This is a genomic window from Magnetospira sp. QH-2 (genome assembly GCF_000968135.1).
GTDB lineage: Bacteria > Pseudomonadota > Alphaproteobacteria > Rhodospirillales > Magnetospiraceae > Magnetospira.
Map to the genome: position 1 here is coordinate 3,368,581 of NZ_FO538765.1, position 16,158 is coordinate 3,384,738.

General features: G+C 59.4%; 14 protein-coding genes and 1 tRNA gene. 4 read left to right on the forward strand and 11 right to left on the reverse strand.

All coding sequences use genetic code 11. The features are described from left to right. Positions 1–67 precede the first annotated feature (67 nt). The 9 genes from rpoN to MGMAQ_RS15855 all read right to left on the reverse strand — a co-directional run bounded on the left by rpoN (position 68) and on the right by MGMAQ_RS15855 (position 7,325). Complete coding sequence (gene rpoN, locus MGMAQ_RS15815) at positions 68–1,606, reverse strand: RNA polymerase factor sigma-54 (RefSeq protein WP_046022311.1); 1,539 nt, start codon at positions 1,604–1,606, stop codon at positions 68–70. A 45-nt stretch (positions 1,607–1,651) separates the two neighbouring features. Further along, entirely contained in the window at positions 1,652–2,470 is an 819-nt protein-coding gene (gene lptB, locus MGMAQ_RS15820) for an LPS export ABC transporter ATP-binding protein (RefSeq protein WP_065814699.1), read from the reverse strand. Positions 2,471–2,475: 5 nt separating this feature from the next. Then, a complete protein-coding gene (locus MGMAQ_RS15825; protein WP_148560992.1) occupies positions 2,476–3,219 on the reverse strand; it encodes an LptA/OstA family protein in 744 nt (247 codons plus the stop codon). 80 nt (positions 3,220–3,299) lie between these two features. After that, the gene (gene lptC / locus MGMAQ_RS15830) at positions 3,300–4,010 is read right to left on the reverse strand and encodes an LPS export ABC transporter periplasmic protein LptC (RefSeq protein ID WP_052716463.1); all 711 of its coding nucleotides are present in this window, start codon (positions 4,008–4,010) and stop codon (positions 3,300–3,302) included. Between the two features lie 170 nt (positions 4,011–4,180). Further along, positions 4,181–4,795, reverse strand: coding sequence for a ribonuclease D (locus MGMAQ_RS15835; protein WP_046022313.1), 615 nt, complete (start codon positions 4,793–4,795; stop codon positions 4,181–4,183). A gap of 365 nt (positions 4,796–5,160) precedes the next feature. Further along, entirely contained in the window at positions 5,161–6,366 is a 1,206-nt protein-coding gene (locus tag MGMAQ_RS15840; protein WP_046022314.1) for a hypothetical protein, read from the reverse strand. Between the two features lie 28 nt (positions 6,367–6,394). Then, entirely contained in the window at positions 6,395–6,718 is a 324-nt protein-coding gene (locus tag MGMAQ_RS15845) for a hypothetical protein (RefSeq protein ID WP_046022315.1), read from the reverse strand. An 18-nt stretch (positions 6,719–6,736) separates the two neighbouring features. After that, positions 6,737–7,150: a DUF6538 domain-containing protein gene (locus tag MGMAQ_RS15850; RefSeq protein WP_046022316.1), complete on the reverse strand. Its 414-nt coding sequence runs from the start codon at positions 7,148–7,150 to the stop codon at positions 6,737–6,739. An 88-nt stretch (positions 7,151–7,238) separates the two neighbouring features. Continuing rightward, positions 7,239–7,325 (reverse strand) — tRNA-Leu (locus MGMAQ_RS15855). Between the two features lie 130 nt (positions 7,326–7,455). Between MGMAQ_RS15855 and MGMAQ_RS15860 the strand changes: the two genes are divergently transcribed. Next, positions 7,456–8,532 (forward strand): complex I NDUFA9 subunit family protein, encoded by a 1,077-nt coding sequence (locus MGMAQ_RS15860; protein ID WP_252508645.1) that lies wholly within the window; start codon positions 7,456–7,458, stop codon positions 8,530–8,532. Positions 8,533–8,567: 35 nt separating this feature from the next. Here the strand turns inward: MGMAQ_RS15860 and MGMAQ_RS15865 are convergent, their stop codons facing one another. Further along, positions 8,568–8,882 carry a MarR family transcriptional regulator gene (locus tag MGMAQ_RS15865; protein ID WP_148561069.1) on the reverse strand — a complete coding sequence of 105 codons (315 nt, stop codon included), beginning with the start codon at positions 8,880–8,882 and terminating at the stop codon, positions 8,568–8,570. A 119-nt stretch (positions 8,883–9,001) separates the two neighbouring features. Continuing rightward, the gene (locus MGMAQ_RS15870) at positions 9,002–10,402 is read right to left on the reverse strand and encodes a M17 family metallopeptidase (RefSeq protein ID WP_052716464.1); all 1,401 of its coding nucleotides are present in this window, start codon (positions 10,400–10,402) and stop codon (positions 9,002–9,004) included. 137 nt (positions 10,403–10,539) lie between these two features. Between MGMAQ_RS15870 and MGMAQ_RS15875 the strand changes: the two genes are divergently transcribed. From MGMAQ_RS15875 to MGMAQ_RS15885, 3 genes are all read left to right on the forward strand, one after another. Beyond that, positions 10,540–12,036: a PcfJ domain-containing protein gene (locus MGMAQ_RS15875; RefSeq protein ID WP_046022317.1), complete on the forward strand. Its 1,497-nt coding sequence runs from the start codon at positions 10,540–10,542 to the stop codon at positions 12,034–12,036. 76 nt (positions 12,037–12,112) lie between these two features. Continuing rightward, complete coding sequence (locus tag MGMAQ_RS15880) at positions 12,113–14,257, forward strand: peptidase domain-containing ABC transporter (protein WP_046022318.1); 2,145 nt, start codon at positions 12,113–12,115, stop codon at positions 14,255–14,257. Next, positions 14,254–15,963, forward strand: coding sequence for an HlyD family type I secretion periplasmic adaptor subunit (locus MGMAQ_RS15885; RefSeq protein ID WP_046022319.1), 1,710 nt, complete (start codon positions 14,254–14,256; stop codon positions 15,961–15,963). The genes MGMAQ_RS15880 and MGMAQ_RS15885 overlap by 4 nt, the downstream gene beginning before the upstream one ends. Positions 15,964–16,158 lie beyond the last annotated feature (195 nt).

Here is a 16,158-nt window from a genome sequence, read left to right on the forward strand (position 1 = left end):
CGGGACATTAGAGTCAGGATCGGGGCAAGTCAAGAGCGGCTGCCGGGTCCGATCCCATAATATCCGCCTATCCCCCATTCAATTGCATTTTCTTCTGCCGACGACGATCCACCGATGAGGGGATCTTCATCGCCTCCCGATACTTTGCCACCGTTCGACGGGCAATGTCGATCCCTTCCGCACGCAGATGCTCGACAATCTTATCATCCGACAGCACTTTTTTGGGATTTTCTTCGTCAATCAGTGCCTTGATCCGGTGCCGGACGGCTTCCGAAGAATGAGCCTCGCCGCCATCCGCGGAAGCAATGGCGGTGGTGAAGAAGAACTTTAGCTCATAGATCCCGCGCGGCGTGGCGATGAATTTGTTCGATGTCACGCGGCTGACGGTGCTTTCATGCATCTCGATGGCTTCGGCGATATCGCGCAAAATCAACGGCTTCAAGTAACCGACACCCTTTGAGAAAAAGGCATCTTGCTGGCCCACCAGTTCCGAGGAAACCTTAAGGATGGTGGTCGCCCTTTGGTGCAGGGCCTTGACGAGCCAATTGGCCGTCTGAAAGCATTCGGCGATGTACTTCTTTGAGTCCTGATCCGAAGCCTGCCGCGATACCGTGGCATGATAAGCGTTATTCACCAGCACCCGGGGCAAGGTGTCGGGATTCAGCTCGATGATCCAGTCGCCGCCCGGACCGGCGCGCATGAGAATATCAGGGGTTACCGGCTGGGCCAGACCTTCGTCGCTGTAGGAAAGGGCCGGCTTGGGGTCCAAACGGCGAATCTCGCCAATCATGTCGGCCAGATCTTCCTGATCCACGTCGCAAACTCTGAGCAATCCCGGAATATCATGACGGGCCAGCATTTCCAGGTTGTCCAGCAAGGCTTGGATCGCCGGATCCAACCGGTTCTGCTCTCGAAGCTGTAGCGCCAGACATTCCCCGAGATCCCGGGCAAAGATTCCGGTCGGATCAAATTGCTGCACCTGTGCCAAGGTTCGATGAATCAGATCCACGTCGCAGCCCAGGGTCTCGGCGATCTCGTCCAGGTCGGCCCGCATATAGCCCGAAGCATCCAGATGATCGAGCAAATGCAGCGCCACCATGCGCATGACCGTATCCCCCAGCTCCATATTGATCTGCTGGATCAAATGATCGCGTAGGGTTTTGCTTTCGGCCAAGGTCCGTTCAAGGTCGCCGGTCGGGTCGGAGAAATCCGACGAACCGCCATTGCCCCAGGAATCGAAAGCCTCCCCGCCGCCAGCGGCCATGCCCGCCTCGACCTGATCACCGGGGGAATCGTTATTGAAGGTGTTGTCGTAATCCACGTCCAAGGCCGTGCCGGATTCTTCGGCAAAATCCTGGCCGGCCACCGTATCCACCTCGCTCAGATTAGGCGCATCTTCCACCGGCTCGGGTGCATCGGACGGCGTTTCCTCGGAATAGGGCCTTTCTTCTTCAACCTCAAGCAACGGGTTGCGCTCGATCTCCTGTTCGACAAAAGAGGACAATTCGAGGTTATTCATTTGCAACAGCTTGATGGCCTGTTGCAATTGCGGAGTCATGACCAGGGTTTGCGCCTGGCGGATATCCAGCCGGACGTTTAGCGCCATGGCCGTTCTCCGTGCGGGCTGGGCATGGTCACCATGGTATGAAGATCAAAGACTAAAACGTTCACCAAGATAGACGCGCCGCACATCCTGGTTGCCCACGATGTCGGTTGGCGTTCCCTCCATGAGAACCATGCCGTCGTGAATGATGTAGGCCCGGTCGATGATATCCAGTGTCTCGCGGACATTATGGTCGGTGATCAGCACGCCGATACCTCGATCCTTTAGATGGCTGACCAGATCCCGGATGTCGCCAACGGCAATCGGATCGATGCCGGCGAAGGGTTCATCAAGCAAGACGAAATGCGGGCGCGTGGCCAAGGCCCGGGCAATTTCCACCCGCCGCCGCTCTCCCCCGGAAAGGGCCAAGGCCGGGGTGCGGCGAAGATGTGTGATAGAAAATTCAGCCAGCAGGGAATCAAGCAGCGCTTCCCGCCGTTCACGGGACTTCTCCACCGTTTCCAGCACGGCGCGGATATTGCCTTCAACGGTCAGGCCGCGAAAAATGGAAGCTTCCTGCGGCAGATAGCCGACCCCCATGCGCGCGCGGCGGTACATGGGCAGGTCGGTCACGTCATGGCCGTCCATAAATACCCGCCCGTAATCGGGGGCAATCAATCCGGTAATCATATAAAAACAGGTGGTTTTACCGGCACCATTGGGCCCGAGCAGACCGACCACTTCGCCCCGCTGGATGGATAGATTGACACTGCTCACCACGGGACGCTTCTTGAAGCGTTTGCCCAGATCCGTCGCCACCAAACCTTTGTTGTCGGTGACTAGTCGTGGTGCTTCGTCGCGAATGGATGCGGCCGGTTTATCCGCGTTTTCTTTACTCTTTTTGCCGCCGCCGAGACCCATGATCATTTTTATTATTCTCCCGTCAGGTCTTTGTCAGGAGTCAACAGGCCCCGAACCCGTCCCCCTTTTTTTCCCGCTTCCACACAACTGCCCAGGCGTGAAACACCTGTCTTGAGGTTGACCGTCGCGCCACAGCCGTTGAGCTGGTTCGGTCCCCGTGTCAGGGTGACTTTGCCGATCAACTCCACGATACCCGTCGCCACTTCGTAGACCCCGCGTTCGGCGGTAATCACGTCCTCTTTGGTGACCACATGGATATTACCGTAGGCGTCCACCCGATGCACGGCGCTTTTGCTGTCTCCGGTTTCCCGCATGTGCGCAACCAGCACATCGCCGCGCAAACGCCGATCTCCGCGCACCGCCAGGGCATTGCCCCGGGCCACGGCCATGCGCTTCACGTCCCAGTATTCAATCTGCTGGTCGGCGGTGATCCGGTCCTCCTTGGTCTCCAGACGAACCCGTCCACCGGTTAAAACCATCACCGACTGAGTCACGTCGTAATAGCCCAACTGCCCATAGGCGGCCTCGCCGGGAGAGGCGATCTTCACGTCCTCTTCGGCGCGCAACTGCGTGATTTTCGTCTGGCCACCCTCGGCATCCTCATAGAAGGCCTTGAGGGTTTTCGCGCTGACGGTCAGAGTGCCTCTGGTGGCCTTGGCATTGCCTCGCGCAATGAAGACCTTGCCGTCTTGCTGCCATTCGATTCCGTCGTCTGCTTCCACTTCCAGCGGTGTGTCATTGTCGGTCCCGGTCATTCCCGTCAGCGCCTGCGCGCGGACATCCGCCTCCGCCAAGCCGAGCGTCAACAATAAGGCTAAAAGGAGCCGCCCATTCCTCACGGCGTCTCTCCCTTTAACAGGTCGCCCCGGATAACAATCTTGGTTTTACCGGTGAATTGAATGGTTCGCCCCCGATCTAGTATCTCGAATCCTTGGGCTTGCAGGTCGCCGAAGGGTCCCTGCCCGACCACCGGCTGATCGCTGCTTGCCTGATTGCGGTTCAAATCCACGCGGGCAACACTGGTACGGATTTCATAGCCGGTATCGTGGAACAGATTGACCGCGCCCTTGAGATCCAGTGACTTGGCATCTTGTGAATAGAGCCCGCTGTTGGCGGTCAATACCAGCCAGGTTCCGTCTCTCAGGGTTATATCGGCCTTGGGCATTTCCAGCTCGACCCGCTCGGTTCCGCCATCGAGATTACGGGCCAGATCCGCTGAGACGGAAAAGGCGCGGCCCTCATCATCGGCCCCCAGATAGCGGGCATTGACCATGCCCACCTGATCCACATCCCCCACTTCCATGGAGGCGATGCCAATCCGAAAGCGGTTGTCCTCGGGCTGAATGTGCGGCCAGACGGCGATCAGGGCCATCAGCACCACCGCGATAATGGGAAACAGGATTTTCAGCACCGATACCATGCGGGAGTAGTGCGCCACTTTGCGCTGACGCCGAAAGGCTTCGGCTTCAAGCTCCGCCAAGGAGGGTGCCGGACTCGCCGTGAAGGCCTTGCGCCGATTGTTGGACAGGGCGACGGATTCGGTCATCGCGCCGCGCTCCTTTTGTTGGCGGGGGCCGATCTTGCCGGGCGACAGAAAATGGCTGGAGAATCCGGACGCGTCAAAACCTCGATCCCATGGTTTGTGCTATGCGGTAGTATGAGGGGTCGAGAGCAGGATTTCAAGAATCGTGCCAAATATAAAAAACAGCTATTGCCTCAATGGCTCAGGATGTCTGGGTCTTCCCAGCCATCCAGGTCCAAAAGCCCCCGGGTCGGCAGGAAGCGGAAACAGGCCTCGGCCATTTCCCGGCGCCCTTCGCGATCCAGCAATTCATCCAACCGGTCGCGCAAGCGATGCAGGTAGAGCACGTCCTGGGCCGCGTAATGCTGTTGGTCTTCGGTCAGGGTCGCGCTGCCCCAATCGGATTGCTGCTGCTCCTTGGACACTTCGGCGCCGACCATGTTGGAAACCAGGTCCTTGAGCCCGTGGCGCTCGGTATTGGTACGCACCAGCTTCGAAGCGACCTTGGTGCAATAGATCGGGGCGCAAAGAACGCCGAGGTACTTGGACAAAATAGCCACGTCGAAGCGGGCGAAATGGAAGATCTTGGTCACCGCCGGATCGGCCATCAGCGCTTTCAGGTTCGGTGCTTCATAGCTGCTTCCCGGTGGGAAATGTACCAGATGGCAAACCTCGTCGCCGGCCGAAAGCTGGACCACGCACAGGCGGTCCCGGTGCGGGTTGAGGCCCATGGTTTCGGTATCCACGGCCACGCTGTCGCCGAAGTTCAGTCCCGGGGGGATATCACCCACATGCAGTTCGATCTTCACGATATGACCGATCCTATTCCAACACCAAGAAATAACCCATTGAGACTCCAGAAAACCCCGCAAAAGAACGCGGAAAGTCGTTTTGGAATCGTCACGGACAACCTAGCGAAGCCCGGCAAAAAGGGCAACCGGGAATCCGCCCGCCCGGCGTCCGGGCGGTCTGTTTTCGGATGAGCAGAGAAGAAAAATGGTGCCCAGGAGAAGACTAACGGGCCCAAACGGCTAACTCATTGAAACGACTCAAAACCGTTGTCGCCTCACTTGAGCTTTGTGTACCAGCGGTGTGTACCATGCGTCAATAGCCACACGGATCAGAGGGCTGCACTGTGGTTTGTTTCACCAAGCGGCGTCAAAAAATAGGGCGTTCAGTAGTGATCTTCTGGGTCAGGATTCAACATCGCGTCCCATTCGTTGATAGGGCCGTCACCACGCTTTCTTCCGGCCTTCTCCATTGCTTCCATCATTGGCCGCATTTCCTCCATCAGCTTAGCGTTTTCCTCGGGGGTACGCGGTTCGGGTTCAGGGCTATCAGCGTACTCCCTCCAATTGGGGACGCATTTGTCCCAGATGGCCTCGGATACCATCCCCTCTCCTCGCCAAGGGTATTTGAGGAAGGACGCCGTGCCCGACGTTTTGTCGGTTTGATCCCACCTGTCGGCAATCATCTTGAGATCGGCTTTGAGTTTTGCAGGATGGACAAATACTTGGTTTGGCTGCATGAAAAGCGGAGCGACCTGTTTGTGGAACTTGTCACCCGACGTGAAAACGCGGCAGAACGGAAGGTAGTAAAGGTACTGTAGGTCGATAACGTTTGAGGCTCTGGTACTGAGCATGTCCATTGCCAACCCCACCGCAAAGAACGTGTTCACCGCATAACAATAGACAGCATACGGGGCGTAACGGCGAACGGGTGGTTTTCCAAGCAGCTTCCATCGAATGACTACCCGCTGGAAGAACTTGTCGTCACCCGGCACCAAGTTCTCGACCACATTCTTGAGCAGCCGGAATTGCCCGCCGCCACCATCACACATCCGGTTCACTGTAATCGCCAGTTCATCGAGATTGGTGAACGGCTTCTGTCCCTTTGGCTTGGATTTGCTGTAGGCTTGGTTCAACTTCGTAAGGTCGATTTCCTTGATCGAGTCCCGCCACCTGTCAGCCAGTCCCTCCTCAAAGTCGTTGAAACGTCCTTCCTGCCATCGCCGCATGGCTTTATCTTCGGGGGATTCCTCAAACAGTACGCCCGTCTTTCCTTCGCTTGAGGTGACGTGTTTTCCCCCGCCGAGCATCACGCGCCCGTCCATGGGAACCTGCTTGCCTAACAGGTTGTGGTACCAAATTTCGCTGTGGTGGATGTTCTGATAGGTGTTGATCGGGCTGAACTTCTTTGCCAACCGCTGGACTTGGTCCGCAGATAGCTGAAGATCAGAAGGCTTCTTTTTGAGATCGGCCATGATCTCCATGAACAGGGTAGGGGTGCGGTTGATGTTGTAGAGATTTGTAAGCCATTCAGCCTCCCGCTCGGCAAACGAATGAATGGCCGACTTGTCGAAAATCAGGGTTGGCCCCATTTCCTCTTCTCAACCTTGTCCAAAGCTTTCACCCGTACCGCTCTCGGTAGAAACCATAGCCTAACCCGGCGGTAATGGCGAGGTAACGCAAGGGGCCGATTTGATCCGATGAAAAATCGAAGACGTCCATCAGGACGTACACCTCGAACAACGCGCCGCCCAGTCCAAACACCAGACCGAACATCCCGCCTGCAATTGCGTACTGTTGAATCTTGTCGGGCGACCCGACCCGAAACACTCTGCTGAGGAACTGCAGAACAAAGACCAAGGCGATGTAACCAATAAGGATCATCGCTCCGTTCCCAGTTGGATCGTCGCTCACAAGCCCCGCATCTTCATAGGCACCGTACACCGCGCTACTTCCCAGCCCCTACTCCCCACGTTGCGCGGCTTCATTGTGCGCCTGGACCTGCCGCCATAACGCGGCCTTTCCGTGATCGTCCTCCAGGGCGCTCATGAAGGCATCGAACACGTCGCCCGCCAAGGCGGCCACCTGCCTGTCTGTAAGTCTCTCGGGGCCGTTCCTGAGCGATTTCCAGGTCGCTTCGAGGTAGGCGGCGACATTGGCTTGACGGGTCTTTGCTTCGCTGGAGTCGGAAGTCTGAAGGGAAATCTTCAGTTCGCTGGCCTTCGGGGCCACCGTCTTCGTAACCGTTTTCTCACCAAGGGGAATGGTGAGCGTTATCCCTCGCGCTTGATCAAGCACGTCCAGCGGTATGCGCTGGCGGAAATAGTGTTTGGAAGAACCTTCTCGTTTCATCGGACGAACAACTCGCAATAACATCTTGTGCCCCACCTTTGTGTACCAGTTGGGTGAGGCGAGCCCCCTGACAACAGGGAGTTTTCATGTTTTCAACGAGTTAGAAAGGGAATGGTGCCCAGGAGAAGACTCGAACTTCCACGACCTTGCGGCCACAGGCACCTGAAGCCTGCGCGTCTACCAATTCCGCCACCTGGGCACAGCGTTCGGACCGGAACTTCAGGTCCCACCGTCGCTGGGGCCCTTGACGTACCGACCTAGCGGAAGGATGTCAACATCATTTCATCAAAGACTTCGGTTGAGGTTGACGCCACTCCCGCCAGGGGATAATGGAAATCAAGGAAAACCCAAGGGCCTTTCAAGGGGAGTTCAAGCCGATGGTCGCGCAGCTGCAAAACAGACTGGTTACGGTATTCGGCGGGTCGGGATTCGTCGGACGGCATATTGTTCGGCGATTGGCGGCTCAGGGAGCGCAAGTCCGTATCGCCGTGCGCGACCCGGAAGACGCCTTGTATCTCCGCACCTGCGGCGAGGTGGGACAAGTGGTGGCGATGCCCGCCGACGTGACCGATCCGGCTTCGGTGCGCAGCGCTCTTGAGGGCGCCGACATGGCGGTCAACCTGGTCGGTATCCTGTCGCCCTGGGGCAAGCGCACCTTTGAGAAAGTTCATCTGGAGGGCGCCCGCAATGTGGCGACCGCGGCGGCTGCGGTCGGGATCCAATCGTTGGTCCATATGTCGGCTATTGCCGATGAGGCCACCGGCTCCGAATATGCCCGCACCAAGGTCGCCGCCGAAAAGGCCGTGCGCGAGGCCTTCCCCGCCGCGGTGATTTTGAAGCCGAGCGTCATCTTCGGCCCCGAAGACGATTTCTTTAACCGCTTTGCCACCCTGGCCCGCTTCACGCCCCTGCTGCCGGTGTTGGGCTGCCCCTTCCCGCCGAAGATCAACCTGGGCGCCCTGACCGGCGACGAGGCTCCTTTGGTGGATCTGTTCGGCGACGGCGGCACCCACATGCAGCCGGTCTATGTGGGCGACGTGGCCGATGCGGCGATCAAGGGTCTGACCGACTCGGCAACCCGGGGAAACACCTATGAACTGGGAGGTCCGCGCCGCTATTCCTACAAGGAACTGATGGAGCTGGTGATCACTCATACGGGCCGCGACCGGTGGCTGATGCCGATGCATTCCCTGTTCATGGGCATGGCCGCCTGGTTTATGGAGTTTCTGCCCAAACCCATGGTCACCCGCGACCAGCTCAAGTTGCTGGGCCATGACAATGTGGTTTCCATGGGTGCCAAGACCCTGGCCGATCTGGGCATTGAGCCCACGGCCGCGGAAGGGGTTCTGCCCGGCTACCTGAGCCGCTACAAGCACCCGCTGCACCAGCGGCTGCGGGAGAGCTGAAGTTACGGCCTCAGAAAATCAAAAGAGCGGACGCCTCAGTTTTCCTCGAGATCGTCGGGCAGGGCCTGGGCGGCGCTGACGATGATTTCGCCAAATTCGCGCAGGAAGACCGACCCCCTCACCGTGCGCTGCATGAGAACGCTGCGGCGGTCGGCTTCATCAACCTTGCGGCGGACCAGTTCCAATTCGCTGAGCCGATCAATGGCCCGGGTGATGGCCGGCTTTGATACGTTGAGGATCTGCGCCAAACCCCGCACCGTATGCGGCGGCGGCGTCAGATAGATGGTCAACAGTACCGCCATCTGACGTGCGGACAGATCCGGTGCCTCGCGGCTGACACTGGTGACCATGGCCCGGCGCCACAGGTCCAGCGCCTTCAATTCGGTCAGATCAACCCCCACGGCCGCCTCCAAAACGTTGCATTAGCGCAATTGTTACCGCGTTGAGAAAGCGGGGGCAAGAATGATTTTCATCGAGAACCGGCACGATCGTAGCGTTGCTCCAGCAAGGCAAACAAAGCTCGCAACCCTTGCGCTTCACCACCCTCCGGACGCCCGGGACGCGAGCCACCGTTCCAGGCCATCATGTCAATGTGAATCCAGGGAATTTCCGCTCCGACAAATTCGCGCAGGAAGAGAGCGGCGGTAATGGCACCGCCGTATCGGCCTTCCGCATCATTGGTGAGCATGGCTGTCTTGCCATCGATTTTAGGTCGATACGGATCCCACAAAGGCAGCCGCCAGAGGGGGTCGCCCTGCGCCATTCCGGCTTTCAGCAGATCATCGGCCAGCGAATCGTCATTGCAGAACAAGGCGGGCAGATCGGTGCCCAAAGCCACCCGCGCCGCGCCGGTCAGGGTGGCGCAGTCGATAATGATCTCGGGCTTGTCGGCACTGGCTTCGGCCAGGGCATCGGCCAGCACCACCCGCCCCTCGGCATCCGTATGGCCGATCTCTACCGTCTTGCCGTCCCGGGTGGGAATGACATCCATGGGCCGCATGGCCTCGCCGGAGACGCTGTTTTCCACCGCCGGGATCAGCACCCGCAGGCGCACCGGCAATTTCGCATCCATGATCAATTGCGCCAGGCCCAGCACATGAGCCGCCCCGCCCATGTCCTTTTTCATCAGCTTCATGAACTCGGCGGGCTTGATGTCCAGGCCGCCGCTGTCGAAACAGACGCCTTTGCCGACCAGCGTGACCTTGGGGGCGGTTTCGTCGCCCCAGGTCAGATCAATCAGGCGCGGTTCCTGTGCCCCGGCCCGTCCCACCGCATGGATGGCCGGATAGTTCTCGTTGAGCAGGTCGCCGCCGATGATCGCCTGCACCTTGGCCCCATAGGCGCGCGCCACCTCGGCAGCGGCATCGGCCAGATCCGCCGGCCCCAGGTCGGCGGCGGGGGTATTGATCAGATCGCGCACCAGACAGACCGCCTCGGTCATGCGTCGCACCCGGTCGCGATCGCAGCCGTCCGGCCAGCACAGGCGGGCCGTGGGCTTGGGCAGGGTCTTGTAGCGATCAAATCGATACAGACTCAGGGCCCAACCCAGTGCCACCTCGTCGCCCGCGTCTTGGGACTCCAGGTCATAAATGCCCTCGGGCAATGACTCGGCGAGCAGGGACCAGGTCCATAGATCTCCGGTGACCGGATCGGGCTTGTCGCCCAGCCCCACCAGCATGCGGCCCAAGCCGCCCGAGGCCCCGGGCAGGGGGCAGGTCTCTCCGGCCTTGGCGGTAAACCCGGTGGCCGAGACCCAGTCGGCCCAGTCCCCGTGGTCGGCTTTCCAGTTCTCCAACGCGTCGGCGCGCAGAGACGTCAGGGGGACCGCTTCATCGGTGGTTTCACACAGGGTGGTGGTCCGGTCGCTCATTCTATCTCCTTGATGGCGCATCGTTCAAAAACAAAGATATGGTAAGCTGTACGACCGGCGGCAATGGGTCGTCAACGCCCGACCCTTGCCGCCCGGGTATTCGGTCCCCACATCTTACGCGAGGTGTGACAAGAGCCATGGCCCATTTCGTCCTCAATAGTGACGATATCGACCGCTTCATCGAAGAGCGGACGGCCAGGCTCGACTCTGTAACCCGGGCCTGGTCCAAACGACATCTGCGCGCCGCGTTACTGGCCGATTGCCGCTGTGCCGAGCGCTCGCTGCCCACCCCCCTGCCGGACCGCCTGGACATCAAGAGAAACCGTCGGACCGCCCGCCGCCATGGCATCGCCGAAGCCTGGTTCACGTTGGCCCCCGATTGCGAAGAAGAGGTCATACGTGTCCTTGATTGGCTGGCTGCCCTACCGGAAATCGATCCGCGCCTGGCCGCCAAGCGATCACGCATTTCCATGATCGATGCCCAACGCCACGCGGAACGCTGGCATGCCCAACTGGCTAAGAGCCGCAAGAAGATCGTCGCCGAGGATGATCCCCATGGGCTCGACGAAATCCTGAAACTGGAAGATGGCTGGCATTGGGTCTGCCTTGGTTCCCCGGGAGCCCTGGACTATGAAGGGGCCTGGATGCGCCATTGCGTCGGCGATGGTGCCTACGACAGCCTACGCACGCGGATCTATTCCTTGCGCGATTACAAAAACCATCCTCACTGCACGGTGGAATTCGAACCCACCCGGCGCAGCGTCCATCAGGCCAAGGGTCACGGCAATGAGGAGGTGCCACCCAAATACCGGGATGCGGTGGAGCGCCTGCTCCGCTACCTGAAACCCGAACGGGTCAGTGCCCGACTGACTGAATTCGTGCTGACCGAAGACGGTCGTATCCTGCGCCTGTCTCAAGCCGCAGACTGGCCCGAAGGCACGCGGGTCCGCCGCAATCTGGTGCTGACAGGACGCAACGATGTCTCGGCTTTGCCCGACGGACTGCGCGTATCGGAATCGTTGGTGCTGGCCAACAGCGGCCTGCGCCGCCTGCCGCGGGATCTGCGTATCGGCCTATCCCTCACCGGATTGGCCTTGTCGCCGGTGGAAGAGCTGCCCGAGGGCTTGTATGTGCGCACTCTCAATTTGGAGGACAGTCTGGTCAAAACCATCGCGCCGGGTACCCGAGTCCTGAAGGAACTGACCTTGTTTAATTCGGTGCTGAGGGAACTGCCGGAACAGTTGATCATCGGGCAGCTACTGCTGTTCGATGGCGCGGCCTTGCCGTTTTTACCTCGTGACCTGGAGGTGGCGGGCTGCCCCATCGGCGAACAGGTACGCGGTCGACTGCCGGAGACCCTGGTTGCGGTAGGCGATGTCACCTACACGGACATGGCCATCGATGGCTCGGAGGTAATCACCGTATACGGGCGCCTGAGCTATGCCGGATGGGACAATCCCACCTTCCCAGGGGACCTGACGGTTCACGGAACTTTGGACCTGAAACACGCGTTGTTCGACCACGGCGCCCCCCAAGGCCGGGTCACCGTTCACGGGGATCTGGACCTGCGTGGCACCGATATCATCCGCCTGCCGGAGGACTGGAAAGTCTTGGGACGGGTGCTCCGGGATTGATTTTCTTGGACTTATTTCAAAGGGTGCTTAAACTCACGTTCCCATAAAGGTTCACGATACGGGAAGAGTGCAGGGGATGTTGCAGACGGCCCTCGGATCGGCCCTGGTCGCTCGCCAATACGGGATTCTGCTGGCGGCGGACAGCATCGAAGAGGATTTCGCCAGCGGCGAAATCCGCGACCGCGACTCTTTTATCCGTTTTTTCGACAAGCATGGCGTGCTGACCCGGTTCAAGCGGGTCAAGGGCAAAGACCTGGAAACCCGAGGCTATATTTTCCCCTGCGTGGCGCCGTTGCAAGACGGCGGCGCCCTGGTGCTGGCGGGCATGGCCCCGCGCGAGGAAGGCGAAGCCCCGGCCATCGCCACCATTGATCCCGCCGACCCATCGGGCAAGGTCGAGGTCATTCCCCTGGATGACCTGCAGGCCCGCTGGACAGGCCAGGTGGTGCTGGTCACCAGACGCAGCGGCCAGCGGTCCATGGACCGCCCCTTCGACTGGGACTGGTTCATCCCCGAACTGCATCGCTACAAATGGCTATTGATCCTGACCCTTTTGGTGTCGCTGATTCTGCATGCCCTGTCTTTCACGCCGATCATCTTCATCCAGATCGCGCTGGATAAGGTCATCGGCTACAAGGCCACCTCGACCCTGGCGGTATTGACCGGTGGGGTTCTGCTGGCCTTGATGTTCAATGGCCTATTGGGATACGTGCGCGAATACCTGGTCCGCTTTGTTTCGGCCGCCATAGAGGCTCGACTCTCCGGCGATGCCTTCGACAAACTGCTGGCCATGCCGGTGCATATGTTCCAAGGCCAGGATGCCACAAGCATCGAGGAAGGGATTCAAGGTGCTGGAACCCTGCGCGGTTTCCTGGCCCGCAAGGTATTGGGCGGGTTGTTCGATCTGACCTCGCTGCTGGTCTTCCTGCCCATTCTGTTCGCCTATTCCATTCCCATGGCATTGCTGGTGATCGGGTTCGCCGTGGTCATGGGCGGCGCCTCGCTGGCCTTCAAGGGCGTCGAAAAAGGCCGTGCCCGTGCCGCCGGACAGAAAGAGCATGTGAAAAACGTGGTGCTGCGCGAGACCGTCGCGGGCATCGACACGGTCAAGACCTTGTCCCAGGAGACCACCCAGCGGCGCGCCTGGCGCCAGGCCGCTGCCGTGGCCATCCGGGCCCAGGGGGATCGGGAAAAGATCTCCGCCATGTCCAATCAGGTGAACTCGGTGCTGCAGCAGGCCATGACCGTGGCGATCATCTTCGTCGGCATCCAGTTGGTGTTCGGCGGCCTGATGTCGGCGGGTGCGCTGATCGCCGTCAACATGATGGGCAGCCGGGTGGTCCGTCCCATTGTCCAGGCCATCTCCGGCATCGCCGAACTGGACCGGGTCAAGGCGGCCATGGAACAGTTGGGCATGATCTGGAATTCGCAGCCTGAACGGGCCGGATTCGGTGTGCAGAAAACCATCCAGGGGCGCTACGAACTGGTCCATGCCTCGGTGGAATTCGGCGAACATGTGAAGGCCCTGGACAATATCACCCTGACCATCCCCGAACGCCGTAAGATCGCCGTGGTCGGCCCGGCGGGATCGGGAAAATCCACCTTGTTGCGGGTCTTGCAAGGTCTGACCCGGCCGACCTCGGGCACCTTCGAGGTGGATGGCACGCCCTTTGCCAACCTGGATCTGGAGCAGTTTCGCAAGCAGGTGGCGCTGGTCACCAGCCGACCGTCGTTCTTTACCGGCACCATCGAGGAGAATCTGCGCCGGGTGCGGCCCAATGTCAGCAAGCGAGAATTGGAAGAAGCCCTGCGCCTGTCCGGCCTTAGCGATGCTCTGCCGCGCATTCCCCATGGCCTAGCGGCGCAGATCGACGAGCGGGCCTCGACCCTGCCCAATGCCTTTCGCCAGATTCTGGCCATTGCCCGGGCGCTGGTGTCCGACCCCAACGTGCTGTTGCTCGACGAGGTCTTCGCCGTCCTGGACAAGACCCAGCAGTTGGTCTTGCACCTGAACCTGGATGAGATCGCCGCCAACCGCACCTTGATTCTGGTCTCTCAGGACATCGACCTGATTGATGACTTCCACCGCATCATCGTGCTGGATGACGGCAACCTTGCCGGCGACGGCACCCACGAGCAATTGCTCAACAGCTGCGCCACCTACAAGGAAATGTGGATGATCGAGCGCGAGCTGACCTGGCGGGAGCACAAGATGTCATGAGCATCAGATCCTTCCCCAGAGGCGAGTTCATTTTCCGCGAGGGCGAGACCGGCGGCTACGCCTATATCCTGCAATCGGGTGAGGTGGAGATCGTCAAGAGCACGGCCAAGGGACCGATGGTGCTGGGCACCGTGGACAAGGGCACGCTGTTCGGCGAGATGGCGATCATCGATGAGAGCCCGCGTAGCGCCTCGGCCCGCGCCAAGACCGACGTGGAGGCCCTGGAAGTCAACCGGGACGCCTTTTTGCAGCATATTTCCCGCAAGCCCGATGCCGCCCTGAGCCTGATGACCCGACTGGCCACCTATGTGCGCTCCACCAACCTGAACACCATCCATGCCGGGGACGGCTTGCATGCGGTCGATGACCAGGACCAAACCGAACATGAACCCAATCGGGCCCTGACCGATATCATCGACGATACGGACGCCATCTATGACGCCAAGCCGTCGCGTCCGACCCTGCTGACCGGTATTCTGGTTCTCGTCTTCGTGCTGGTGGCGGTTGTGTTCCTGTCGGTAACCTTTGTCGATACCACTGTCTCGGCACGCGGCAAGTTCGGCACCACGGTGCCCAACGTGATCGTCCAGGCAACCACCGGATCGGTGATCGAGGATCTGTTGATCCGACGCGGCCAGGTGATCAAGAAGGGCGACGTGGTGGCCAAGCTGGACGGCACCTACATCCGCGCCAACCTGAAAGTGGAGGAAGACCAACTGGCGGCCATTAACAAGCGCATCCTGCGCATTTCCACCGAGCAGTACCTGATTAACTCGGGCGAGGAAATTCCACGCGGGCTGGACTTGGACGAAGTCAGTCTCGACATTCTGTCCAAGCGATTGGATGAATACCGTTCCCGCCAGGCTTCTTTCGATGCCGATGTATCCAAACTCAAGCAAGAGATCTCCTCGGCCAAATCGGCGGTGGTCATCGCCAAGGAGCAGCTGAGCGTCAAACAGCGGATCGAGGATGCCCGCAAGGCCCTGTTCGACAAGAAAATCGGCTCCCTGCTCAATTATCTGACCGCCCAGGACGACCGGCTGGCAGCGAAAAAGGAGTTTGCCGAGACCATCAACACCGTGAAAAATTTAAGCAGCGAACTGGTCTCGGCGGAGGCCGAACGGCAGGCCTTCGTTGCCGAATGGTCCGCCGATCTGGCCGAGCAACTGGCCAAGGAAGAGGAAGCCAACAGCGAGATTCACGAAGAGGTGGTCAAGCTGCAACGGCAAACCCAGGACCTGACCATGCGCTCGCCGGTGGACGGGGTGGTGCTGGATTTGCCGTCGGTTACCGTCGGCTCCATCGTCAAGGAAGGCGAGCCCATGCTGACCTTGGTGCGCACCAACGTGCCTTTGGCGTTGGAGGTGGACGTGGATCCCAAAGACGTCAGCGACCTGCGTATCGGGGCCGATGTGTCGGTCAAGCTTGACGCCCTGCCCTTCCAACAGTTCGGTGACCTGCCTGGTAAATTGATTTTTGTTTCCAACGATACTTTCCCCGAGTCGCTGGATGGGGAAAAGGGCGCCTGGTATCGGGGCCGCGTGGAAATCAGCCCCGAAGACATCCGCGCACTGCCCAAGGGCTTTCACCTGACGCCAGGTATGTTGGCCACCGCCGACCTCAAGGTCGGGCAACGGCGACTCGTTACTTACTTCACCAACCCCATCGTGAAGAATTTCCAACAGTCGTTCCAAGAACCGGACTGATCGGTCAATTACACATCAATTCAATAATTTATTTTCGTATCACAAATTTCATTGTGATATCGTAATTTTTCCGTTGACTCACGGTACAACCGCGCTACCCTTTTGGATGAGCATCGAGGCCGTGGGATTGTTTTTTCAAAGACAAGGTCTCGTTCTGAAGGAGTTAAACACCCGTCACATGAATCGTCTTTTTTC